Raw genomic sequence first — 11,265 nt, 5'->3', positions numbered from 1 at the left:
TAAAGGAATCTCCAACCGATCCAGTAGGACCGGCCGGGGATGTCAACATATCTGGCGTTGACTTTTGGCACGCTGTTGAGTTCTCAAGGAACGGAGACTTCCTTCAGGCGGCCTTCCGGCCGGCCCTCCGGGCATTCGTTTCAGTGTTACTGCGTTCTTTCGTGTTTCGAGCTTATCAGATCGTTTTCTCGGTGTTGACCGAGGGTTTACGTTCTCGACTTGCTCTGTTTACCGCCGTTGCGCGGCGACCTGAGCAACGATAGCGGGTTGGCGGCCGCGCACCTAATCGAGGCCGGATGGATCACTCGGACGGCGGCGTTCGACCCGTACGGGCAGGGCCGAGAGGGGTGTAGCGGGATGCCGTAGAGTGCGGCGCGTCCGCCAAGAGGACTAGACCACTTGAGGGTGACGGGTTCGGAGGAGAGGGTGCGCGGAGGTCGGTTCGTGCGCGGCGGGGTGGACGTTGGGATCGATCTTCACTCGGGCGACTCGTGAGGGTTACGTCATGAAATGTCCGAGTTGACGTAATTTGGGTCCAGTCGATCAGCGGACCGCTGCCCTGCGGCCGCACGCGATGTACTCCGTACCTGGGAGGCTCCACCATGACCACTGTCACCTCGCCGCTCGCCGGGCGTGCCGTCGGCCTTGCCAATGTGCCCGACCCGGTGTTCGCGGGAGCGATGGTCGGGCCTGGGACGGCGATCGATCCGGTGCGGGAGCCGATCGAAGCGGTGTCGCCGGTGGACGGGCAGGTGGTGTCGATGCACCCGCACGCGTTTGTGGTGATGGACGAGAACGGGCGTGGGGTGCTGACGCATCTGGGGATCGACACCGTGCAGCTCAATGGGGAGGGGTTCGAGCTGCTCGTACATAAAGGGGACAGGGTGAAGCGGGGGCAGCCGGTGATCAAGTGGAATCCGGCGGCGGTGGAGGCCGCGGGGAAGTCGCCGATCTCGCCGATCGTGGCGCTGGAGGCGTCGGCGGAGCAGCTGAGTGGGGTTGCGGAGTCCGGTGAGGTCACGGCCGGCGGCGAGCTGTTCGTCTGGAACTGACAGCGACGACGGGCGAAGACGACGGGCGAAGGGGTTCGGACCATGGAGCGGACGCTGCGCGGTGTGGGCGTGAGTCACGGGGTTGCCATTGGGCCGGTGCGTCACATGGGGACGGCGGTGTTGGAGCCACCGTCGGCTCAGGTCTCGGCTGCGGAGGCGCCGCGTGAGCAGGCCCGGGCGCAGGCCGCGGTGGAGGCGGTGGCAGCGGATCTGATCGCGCGCGGGAATCTGGCCGGCGGTGAGGCGCAGGCGGTGCTGGAGGCGCAGGCGCTGATGGCGCAGGACCCGGAGCTGCTGGCGGACGTGAATCGGCGGATCGCAGAGGGAAACAGCGCGGAGCGGGGGGTGTACGACGCGTTCGCGGCGTACCGGGCTCTGTTGGCCGCGGCGGGCGAGTATCTGGCGGGGCGGGTCGCGGACCTGGACGACGTGCGGAACCGGATCGTGGCGCGGCTGTTGGGGGTGCCGATGCCGGGGGTGCCGGACAGTGACGAGCCGTATGTCCTGTTGGCGCGGGACCTGGCGCCGGCGGACACGGCGTTGCTGGACCCGTCGCTGGTGCTGGGGTTCGTGACCGAGGAGGGTGGGCCGACCTCGCACAGCGCGATTCTGGCGCGGGCGATGGGGGTGCCGGCGGTGGTGGCGCTGCCGCGGGCGACGGAGGTGGCGGAGGGGGCGGTGGTCGCGGTCGACGGGACGACCGGTGAGGTGCTGGTGGAGCCGTCTGCGGAGCGGCAGGAGGAGTTGCGCCGAGCGGCGGCGGAGCAGGAGGCGGCGCTGGCGGCGTCCTCGGGGCCGGGGCGGACGTCGGACGGGTTCATGGTGCCGTTGCTGGCGAACGTGGGTGGTCCGGCGGATCTGCCGGCGGCGTTGGAGCACGGGGCGGAGGGCGTCGGGCTGTTCCGGACGGAGTTCCTGTTCCTGGACGACTCGGCGAAGGCGCCGACCGAGGACAAGCAGGTGCGGGCGTACCGGCAGGTGTTGGAAGCGTTCCCGGACGGCCGGGTGGTGGTGCGGGTGCTGGATGCGGGGGCGGACAAGCCGCTGGAGTTCCTGACGCCGGTGGACGAGCCGAATCCGGCGCTCGGGGTGCGGGGGCTGCGGTCGCTGTTGGAGCACCCGGAGGTGTTGCGGTCGCAGTTGCGGGCGTTGGCGCGGGCGGCCGAGGGGGTGTCGGCGCGGCTCGAGGTGATGGCCCCGATGGTGGCGGACCGCGAGGATGCGCGGGCGTTCGCGGAGGCGTGTCGGAAGGCAGGGCTGGACGCCAAGTACGGGGCGATGGTGGAGATTCCGTCGGCCGCTCTGCGGGCCGGGTCGCTGCTGCGTGAGGTGGAGTTCCTGTCCTTGGGGACGAACGACCTGGCGCAGTACACGTTCGCGGCTGACCGGCAGGTGGGTTCGCTGGCGCGGCTGCAGGATCCGTGGCAGCCCGCGCTGCTGGATCTGATCGCGTCGGCCGCGGGGGCGGCGAAGGCGGCCGGGAAGAGCTGCGGGGTGTGCGGGGAGGCGGCGTCGGATCCGTTGCTGGCGTGCGTGCTGACGGGCCTCGGGGTGACCAGTCTGTCGATGGGGGCGGCGGCGATCCCGTACGTGCGGTCGGCGTTGGCGCAGGCGACGTTGGCGCAGTGTCAGCAGGCCGCGGAGGCGGCGCGGGCGGCGGAGTCCGCGGCGGAGGCCAGGGCGGCGGCGCGGCAGGTGTTGTCCGGGGCGTAGGCGTCCGGACCTTCGACTCCCGAGGGGTCGCTGCCACCGTGGGGGTTGGCGGCGACCCCTCGGGGCCTTTGGGGGCCCTGGGGCGTGCCGGGGGTCGGTCAGTGCTTGCGGGTGGTGGCGAGCTGCTCGAAGAAGCGCAGGTGGTCGAGGTTGTCGACGGAGCCCGGGTTGACCGCCTTGGTGAGGGGGGTGCCGGACAGCAGGCGCTTGACGGGGACTTCGAGGCGCTTGCCGGTGAGGGTGTGCGGGAGGCCCTGGACGGTGATCACCTCGTCGGGGACGTGGCGCGGGGAGAGTTCGGTGCGCAGCGAGGTACGGATCCGGCCGGTGAGGTCGTCGTCCAGGACGGCGCCGGGGGCGAGGACCACGAACAGCGGCATCCAGTAGCCGCCGTCGGGTTCCTCCAGTCCGATGACCAGGGATTCGGCGATCTCGGGGAGGCGTTCGACGACCTCGTAGATGTCGGCGGAGCCCATTCGGACGCCCTGGCGGTTGAGGGTGGAGTCGGATCGGCCGTGAATGACGACGGTGCCGCGGCTGGTGGCGGTGATCCAGTCGCCGTGGCGCCAGATGCCGGGGTAGGTGTCGAAGTAGCTGTCGTGGTAGCGGACGCCGTCCGGGTCGTTCCAGAAGCCGGTGGGCATGGACGGGAGCGGCTTGGTGACGACGAGTTCGCCGACCGCGTCGGTGAGCGGGTGTCCGCTGGGGTCCCAGGATTCGACGGCGGCGCCGAGGCAGGGGGCCTGGATCTCGCCGAGGTACACGGGGAGGGTGGGGACGCCGCCGACGAAGCAGGAGCAGACGTCGGTGCCGCCGCTGACGGAGGCGAGCCAGACGTCCGGCTTGACCTCGTCGTAGATCCACTGGAAGCCGTCGGGCGGGAGCGGGGAGCCGGTGGTGCCGAGGCAGCGGACGGCGGACAGGTCGAGGTCGCGGCCGGGGTGCAGCTCGGCCTTGCGGCTGGCGATCACGTAGGCGGCGGAGGTGCCGAGGACGGTGGCGCTGGTCCGGGCGGCGACCGACCAGAGGGCGCCGGTGTCGGGGTGTCCCGGGCTGCCGTCGTAGGTGACGATCGTGGTTCCGGTGAGCAGGCCGGCGAGGAGGAAGTTCCACATCATCCAGCCGGTGGAGGTGTACCAGAGGAAGCGGTCGTCCGGGCCGAGGTCGAGGTGGAGGGCCGCCTGCTTGAGGTGCTCGACGAGGATGCCGCCCTGGCTCTGCACGATGGCCTTGGGGAGGCCGGTGGTGCCGGAGGAGTAGAGCACCCAGAGCGGGTGGTCGAAGGGGACGGGCTCGAAGACCGGCTCGGTGGCGTCGGCGACCAGGTCGTCGTAGTGCAGGGTGCCCTCGGGGGCGGGGGTGTCGAGCAGCGGGACGTGGATGACCGTGCGGAGGGTGGGGAGTTCGCGGCGGAGTTCGGCGACCACCTCGGTGCGGTCGTGGTTCTTGCCGCCGTAGTGGTAGCCGTCGACGGCGAACAGGACGGTCGGCTCGATCTGCTGGAGGCGGTCGAGGACGCTGCGGGCGCCGAAGTCGGGGGCGCAGCTGGTCCAGGTCGCGCCGACGGCGGCGGTGGCGAGGAGGGCGACGGCGGCCTGCGGGATGTTCGGCAGGTAAGCGCTTACCCGGTCGCCCGGGCGGACCCCGTTGGCGCGCAGCGCGGCGGCCAACGAGCCGACCTGGCGGCGCAGTTCGGACCAGCTGGTGGCGACCGGCTCGGCCGTGCGCTCGTCGAGGTGGAGGATCGCCGGGCGGTCGGCGTTGGCCGGGTCCTCGGCGGCGCGCAGGGCGTGCTCGGCGTAGTTGAGGGTGGCGCCCGGGAACCAGCTCGCGCCCGGCATGGTGGCCGGCTCGGCGAGGACTGCGGTGGGCGGGGTGTGGAAGCGCACGTCGAAGTACTCGGTGACGGCGGTCCAGAAGCGCGGGAGGTCCTCGGTGGACCAGCGGTGGAGGTCCGCGTAGCGGGTGGCGGCCTCGGTGTCGGTGGTGACCGGCGCGAGCGGGGCGGCCGGGGCTCCGTGGTGGTCGGCGGCCCATCGCTGGAAGGCGACCAGGCGGCTGGCGGCGGCGCGGGCGGGGTCCGGGCGCCAGAGCGGCTCGGGGTGCGGGTGCTGCTGGTCCTGGGGGGTCGGAGGGGTGCTCACGTGGTGGTCTCCAGGCCGTGGTGGGGACGGATGGGCTTGTGGCAGGCCGTCCGTGGGTGCTGACGGTGCTGACCATGCCACGTGATCGTCCGGGGGTCCAGGGTTCGTCCTGGTGGTGGACAGTGTGGGGGTTGGGGCGGCCCGGGAAGGGGGTTGGAGTGGTCATGTTGTGGGTGGTGCGTGGTGTGTGGGCGGGGGTGGTGGGCGGCGTGGGGTGCGGCTTCGCGGAGGTCAGCGGGTGCGCGGGGGGTGGTGGGCGGTGGTGGGGGGTGGTAGGACGGCGGGATGACAGCGGCTTATGACGTGGTGATCGTGGGTGGCGGGCACAACGGGCTGGTGGCGGCCGGGTATTTGGGACGTGCCGGGTTGCGGGTGCTGGTGCTGGAGCGGCTCGGGCACGTGGGCGGGGCGGCGGTCTCGGAGCGGGCGTTCCCCGGGGTGGACGCGCGGCTGTCGCGCTACTCGTATCTGGTGAGCCTGCTGCCGCGACGGATCCTCGCGGACCTGGGCGTGCGGGTGGAGCTGCGGCGTCGGCGGATCTCCTCGTACACACCGTGGGAGCGGGACGGGCGGGCCGGCGGGCTGCTGGTGGATGCCTCGGACGAGCGGCGGACGACCGAATCGTTCCGTGAACTGACCGGTGGGGACGCCGAGTTCGCGGCCTGGCGGGAGTTCTACGGGATGACCGGGCGGGTGGCGCGCCGGGTGTTCCCGTCGTTGACGGAGCCGCTGCCGTCGCGGGCGGAGCTGCGGGCGCTGGTGGACGATCCGGTGGCCTGGGCGGAGTTGTTCGAGCGCCCGTTGGGTGAGGCGCTGGAGCGGCGGTTCGCGGACGACGTGGTGCGGGGTGTCGTGCTGACGGACGGCCTGATCGGGACGTTCACGCATGCGCACGATCCGTCGCTGCGGCAGAACCGGTGCTTCCTCTACCACGTGATCGGCGGCGGGACAGGTGACTGGGACGTGCCGGTGGGCGGCATGGGCGCGGTGACCGGTGCGCTGGCGGAGGCGGCCAGGGCGGGTGGGGCCGAGTTCCTGACGGGGTGCGAGGTCGTCGCGGTGGATCCGGGCGGGCGAGGGCGGCCGGCCGAGGTCGGGTACCTGGACGCGGACGGGGTGGAGCGGCGGGTCGGGGCGCGGTGGGTGCTGTGCAACGCGGCGCCGGTGGAGTTGGCGCGGCTGCTGGGTGCGGGCGGCGGGGCGGGGGCGGCGGATGCTGGGGTGGGTGGTGATGAGGGGGTGAGTGGTGAGGATGCGCCGGAGGGGGCGCAGTTGAAAGTCAACATGTTGCTTCGTCGGCTTCCCCGGCTGCGGGACGGGGCGGTGGATGTGCGGGACGCGTTCGGGGGCACGTTCCATATCGCGGAGTCGTACCGGGAGTTGGAGAGCGCTTACCGGGCGGCTGCGGCGGGTCGGCTCCCCTCGCCCGCGCCGTCCGAGATCTACTGCCACTCGCTGGCGGATCGCTCGATCCTGGGCCCCGAGGTGCCGGCCGGTTGGCACACGCTCACCTTGTTCGGTCTGCAGTTGCCGGCGCGGCTGTTCGCCGGGTCCGGGGATCCGGAGGGTGTGCGGCAGGCCGCGCTGACGGGTGTCCTGGCCGCGCTCGACGGGGTGCTGGCGGAGCCGCTCGCGGAGTGCCTGGCGGTTGATGGTGACGGTCGGCCTTGTATGGAAGTGCGCAGCCCGTTGGACCTGGAGGCCGATCTTCGGCTGCCGGGCGGCAACATCTTCCACCGGGACCTGGCGTTCCCGTTCCGGGAGGAGGGCGGCGTCGGGAGCGGCGGTGTTGGGGTTCCGGTGGTGGAGTCCGGCCGGTGGGGTGTGGAGACTGCCGAAGCGCGGGTCCTGTTGTGCGGGGCGGGGGCGGTGCGGGGTGGTGGGGTCAGCGGGATTCCGGGGCACAACGCGGCGATGGCGGTGCTGGGGAGGTAGGGGCGCAGCGGGGGTGGGTGGTGCCGGCGGGGGTGGGTGGTGCTGGTGGCGGGGCGGGGTGGCGGGGCGGGGTGGGGCGGGGGAAAGCGCTTACCGAGTGGGTGGCGGCAGTCCGGGCGAGGCAACCGGAAAGCGCTTACCCGTTGGTTTGGGCGATCCCGGGGTCGGTGCACGGTAAGCGCTTTCCGGCACTCGCTCAGCCCGCTCCCCCGTCGCCGGAGCGTCAGTGGCGGGTGAACTCGCCGCTGAACCAGGAGTGGGCGACGCGGGTGTGGAAGGGGAAGGCCAACGGGGTGTCGGCGGTGGCTAGTTGCCAGCCCTCGGTCTCGTCGGTGGGGACGGACGGGGGGAGGTCGGCGAGGTTGCGGGCGGGGAACAGGGCGAAGAGGCAGAGGAAGCCACCGCGGGTGTCCGAGTCGGTGGAGACCAGGCGGGCGTCGGCGGGGTCCGCCAGGATGCCGGTCTCCTCGCGCAGTTCGCGGGCTGCGGCCTGCTCCCAGCTCTCGCCGTAGTCGACGTAGCCGCCGGGGAGGGCGAGTTGGCCGTTGCCGGGTTCGATGGTGCGACGGATGACGGTGAGCCGGGTGTCGCCGTCGGGGTGGTGGACCGGGAGAAGGCTGACGGTGACCGGGAGCGGGTTGCGGTAGCTGATCTCGTGGCAGCCGGGGCAACTGCGCGGCCAGGTCATGGTGCCGGCCGGGTACGGCGTTCCGCACCAGTGGCAGTGCGTGTTGGGGCCGAAGAGGGTGGGGCGGGCGGACGGCTGGGTCGTCATGGATGGATGGTAGTTCGATCGGGTGACGGGCCGGGCGGGAAGCGGGAAGCCGGTGGCGGGGGTGGTGGCGCCGGGCGGGCGGCCGCGGACGTCATGCGTTGGGAGCGCACGGGGGGTGCGGGCGGGGCGGCCGGACGGCGTTGAGGACCGGCCAGGCGGGTGAATACGGAGTTTGCCGTTGGAATTCGGGAGTGCGTGCGCGATAGCGATGAGTGAGCCCGTGACAGACATGGGCTTTGAATGTGCTTAAGGATGATTGTGCGAGCAATTCTGGTTTCCCTGGTAGCTGCGGCATCGGTACTCGGCCTGGCGGCTCCCGCGCCTGCGGCGACGCGGTCGGCAAACGGCCAGGTCGTGGTGTTCTCCACCGAGCTGCAGCCGCTGGATGTTTACAGCAACCCGTCCGGCTGCCAGCAACTTCCCACTGCTGCACACGTGTTGAGCAACCAGACGGACGCTCCCGTGCGGGTGTACGGCAACCCGCTCTGCCTCGGCCCGTCGGTGACGGTGCAGCCCGGGTACGGGACGCACGTGCCGGGTGGCGCGGGGAGCTTCTCCGCCTGACCCGACGGTTCGGGAATTCGGGTGGGCGGACGAAGAAATGGGCGTCCGCCCGCTTTTATGGTTATCACAGAAATGCATCCAACCGGTGGCTCTGTGTCATCATAGTGATCGCCGACTTCTCGCCCGTCGTGGCGAATTGGCGCACCATCAGCGCGGTCGGCTCCTTGCCTGAGGCCCCCCGGCGCAGTGGCGTACCCGGGTTGCGGCCGCCACTGAGAGGACTGCGTCCCGTGGAGCACGTCGCTGTGTCCGTCGCCCCAGAGCAAGCCGCGTTGGAGGCGACGGTCGCCACCCGCGAGGCGACCCCAGCCTCCTGGCGGGCGTACGCCAGGCTGGCCAAACTCGACATCTACGACTACTACTTGAGCGTCCCGCTGGTGGCCGCGATGGTGGTGGCGACCGGGTCGGGCTCGGGGGCGAGTGTCGGCGGGGCGCTGGCGGTGCTGGTGCTGTTCCTCGGCGGCGAGGTCGCGATGAGTGCGGCGATGTGCACCTTCGACGATGTGACCGGGTACCGGGACGGCAGTGACGCGGTGAACTACGGGCCGGACGCGCCGGCCCGTCGGCTGGCCCGAAAGCCTTTGGTGGCAGGCACGTTGACCGAGCCGCAGGCGATCCGGTTCGGCTGGGCGACGGTCGCGGCGTGCGTGGTGTGCTGGCTTGCCGCGGTCGCGCTGGCACCGGCCCGGCCAGGGTGGGCGGTGGCCGGGGTGGTCGCGCTGGCGGTGTGCGGCTTCCAGTACTCGTGGTGGCTGCGGATCAGCTACAACGGCTTCCAGGAGTTCTTCCTCGCCGCACTCGGCTGGCTCTTCGTGCTGCCCCTGTACGGACTGCTGACCGGCCGGTTCGACGGCTTCGTCGCGGTGCAGGCGCTGGTGTTCGGCCTGGGGCCGCTGCTGTTCGGCGTGTACTCCAACACCAATGACATTCCGGGCGACCGGGCGGTGGGCCGCAAGACCGTCGCGGTACTGGCCTCGCCGCGCGGCAACGCCGCGTTCGTGGCCGGGTGTTCGGCGCTGGAGGCGGCGCTGCTGGTGGGTTCGGCGGTCGCCGGGATCGCGCCGTGGTGGTTCCCGCTGGTGATGGCTCCCGTGATGGCGTTGCGGACCCGGCAGTGGGTGCTCGGGTTCGTCCGGGGCGACATCCTGCTGGCGCGCCGGCTGGGCATCCACCTGCACCGGCTGTGCTGTGCGCTGCTGGTGGGCGTGGACCTGGCAGTGGCGGCGTTCGGCGGCGGGCTGTGACGGCGCCGGGCCGGACGAACCGGCGCGGCGGCCTCGCGTCCGTGGTGCGGCGGCTGCCGCTGGACCTGGGCCCGTTCTTCGACACACTGGCGTCGCAACGTCCTTCGGTGGACGTCCGGTTGGGGCGCCCGCTGGACCTGGCGCCGGACCGCGGCACCTGCTGGGACACCGCCGGGCTGGCCCGGTTGGTGCAGGAGACGGCGGCGTGGCTGGCGGCGGCGGGTGCACGTCCGGGGTCGTCGGTAGCGATCGTGAAGCGCAACCACTGGGACTACGTGCTGCTGGCGTGCGCGGCGGCGCGGCTCGGTGCAGTACCGGCACTGCTCTCCGACCGGGTCGCGCCGGACGGGCTGGTCGCGCTGCTGCACCGGCTGCGCCCGGACGTACTGGTCACCCAGCGGGACGTCCTCGTCGGCGCCCGGGCGGCCGGGCACGACCTGGACCGGCTGGCCGTCCGGACAGTGTGCCTGGACGGGCCGGCGGAAGGCACGTTGACGCCGGACGACCTGCGCGGCGGGGCGGTTCCGGCGGTGCACACGCGCGGGGACGACGAGCCGCTGGCGATCATTCACACCTCGGGCACCACCGGGGTGCCCAAGCTGGTGGTGCACTCCACCCGGACGCTGATCCGGCGGCTGTCCGCGTTCGAGGCGCGGCCCTGGCCGGTGCTGTCGGTGCGCGGCGACGACACCGTTGCCAGCGCCATCTCGTTCGCCCACGGGCGGGCTCTGACCTGGACCGTCAGCGCGTTCTGGCGTGCGCCGCGAACCGTCGCGCTGCTTCCGGACTCCGACGTTTCGACCGCTGCCGCGCTGCTGCGCAGCCACCCACCGACCGTGCTGGAGGCGATGCCGTCCAGCTATGTGCGGTGGCAGCAACTGGCGGGCGGAGGGGAGAGGGTGGGTGCGGGGGTGGATGCGGGGGTGGGTGCCGAGGGGGCCGCTGGGTCTCTTGGGCCTGCCGGGGCGGCTGCGGCCGCTGCGGCGGCGAATCCGTTCCGGGACGTGCGGCTGTTCATCTCGACGTTCGACGCGATGCATCCGCCGACGGTGCGGGCCTTCCTGGGGGCGAGCCGGCGGAGGCGGCCGTTGTGGATGCAGGGGTGGGGGCAGAGCGAGACCGGTCCGTTGAGCTTCCGGTTCCTGACTCGGAAAACGCTTTCCACACCCACTGGGCGGCATCCGACCACGCGCGACCTGGGACGTCCGGTGCCCGGGTGGGTGCGGGTGAAGGTGGCCGATCCCGAGCGGCCCGGGCGGGCGGTGCGGCGTGGCGAGACGGGCATGCTGTACGCCCGCACCGGGGCGCTGTGCCTCGGCTACCTCGGCGAGCCGGAACGGTGGGCGCAGAAGGTCGACGGCCCGTGGTTCAACACCGGCGACCTCGGGGTGCACACCCGCGACGGTCGGGTCTTCGTGCTGGACCGGGAAGTGGACATGGTTCCCGGGCTGAGCTGCGTCGAGATCGAGGACGTGCTGCACGAGCGCCTGCCGGACGTCGAGGAGGCCGTGCTTCTGTCGGTGGCGGACGGACACCCGCAGCCGGTGCTGGTCACCGCGGCCGGCGAACTCGACCCGCAGCGCTGGCAGGACGCGGTGCGTGATCTACCGCCACTGGCCGAACCGTTGGTCGTCCCCTGGGACGCGGTGCCGCGCACGGCCACCGGGAAGGTGCGGCGGCACGAGCTGCGTGAGCAGGTGCTGGCGGGGAGCTCACCGATCGGGACTGGGCGGTGGACGTGAGTTGGTGGCGAGTGGGCGGTGAGCCTGGGCCGGCGGGGGTGGCCGATGGAGGTGGGCCAGCGGCCGGTGAGTGGGCGCCGGGTCGGGTAGCTCTGG

The 11,265-nt window shown here is 72.0% G+C and carries 8 protein-coding genes; 6 read left to right on the top strand and 2 right to left on the bottom strand.

Going from position 1 to position 11,265, the window contains the following annotated elements; genetic code table 11:
- Window positions 1-602: 602 nt before the first annotated feature.
- Entirely contained in the window at window positions 603-1,052 is a 450-nt protein-coding gene (locus ACFYST_RS35670; RefSeq protein ID WP_387648256.1) for a PTS glucose transporter subunit IIA, read from the top strand.
- Window positions 1,053-1,094: 42 nt separating this feature from the next.
- Window positions 1,095-2,765: a phosphoenolpyruvate--protein phosphotransferase gene (gene ptsP / locus ACFYST_RS35665; protein ID WP_387868528.1), complete on the top strand. Its 1,671-nt coding sequence runs from the start codon at window positions 1,095-1,097 to the stop codon at window positions 2,763-2,765.
- Between the two features lie 98 nt (window positions 2,766-2,863).
- Here the strand turns inward: ptsP and ACFYST_RS35660 are convergent, their stop codons facing one another.
- Entirely contained in the window at window positions 2,864-4,909 is a 2,046-nt protein-coding gene (locus ACFYST_RS35660; RefSeq protein ID WP_387868526.1) for an acetoacetate--CoA ligase, read from the bottom strand.
- A gap of 285 nt (window positions 4,910-5,194) precedes the next feature.
- Between ACFYST_RS35660 and ACFYST_RS35655 the strand changes: the two genes are divergently transcribed.
- Entirely contained in the window at window positions 5,195-6,844 is a 1,650-nt protein-coding gene (locus ACFYST_RS35655) for a phytoene desaturase family protein (RefSeq protein ID WP_387868524.1), read from the top strand.
- A 223-nt stretch (window positions 6,845-7,067) separates the two neighbouring features.
- Here the strand turns inward: ACFYST_RS35655 and ACFYST_RS35650 are convergent, their stop codons facing one another.
- Window positions 7,068-7,619 (bottom strand): NUDIX domain-containing protein, encoded by a 552-nt coding sequence (locus ACFYST_RS35650; protein ID WP_387648267.1) that lies wholly within the window; start codon window positions 7,617-7,619, stop codon window positions 7,068-7,070.
- A 354-nt stretch (window positions 7,620-7,973) separates the two neighbouring features.
- Between ACFYST_RS35650 and ACFYST_RS35645 the strand changes: the two genes are divergently transcribed.
- From ACFYST_RS35645 to ACFYST_RS35635, 3 genes are all read left to right on the top strand, one after another.
- Window positions 7,974-8,183: a hypothetical protein gene (locus ACFYST_RS35645; RefSeq protein ID WP_387868522.1), complete on the top strand. Its 210-nt coding sequence runs from the start codon at window positions 7,974-7,976 to the stop codon at window positions 8,181-8,183.
- A 230-nt stretch (window positions 8,184-8,413) separates the two neighbouring features.
- Window positions 8,414-9,427 (top strand): UbiA family prenyltransferase, encoded by a 1,014-nt coding sequence (locus tag ACFYST_RS35640; RefSeq protein ID WP_387868521.1) that lies wholly within the window; start codon window positions 8,414-8,416, stop codon window positions 9,425-9,427.
- Complete coding sequence (locus ACFYST_RS35635; protein WP_387868519.1) at window positions 9,424-11,169, top strand: AMP-binding protein; 1,746 nt, start codon at window positions 9,424-9,426, stop codon at window positions 11,167-11,169. Before ACFYST_RS35640 ends, ACFYST_RS35635 begins: the two co-directional genes overlap by 4 nt.
- The last annotated feature ends 96 nt before the right edge of the window (window positions 11,170-11,265 follow it).

This window comes from Kitasatospora sp. NPDC004614, from assembly GCF_042873675.1.
GTDB lineage: Bacteria > Actinomycetota > Actinomycetes > Streptomycetales > Streptomycetaceae > Kitasatospora.
This window is presented reverse-complemented; position numbering and strand designations above follow the sequence as displayed.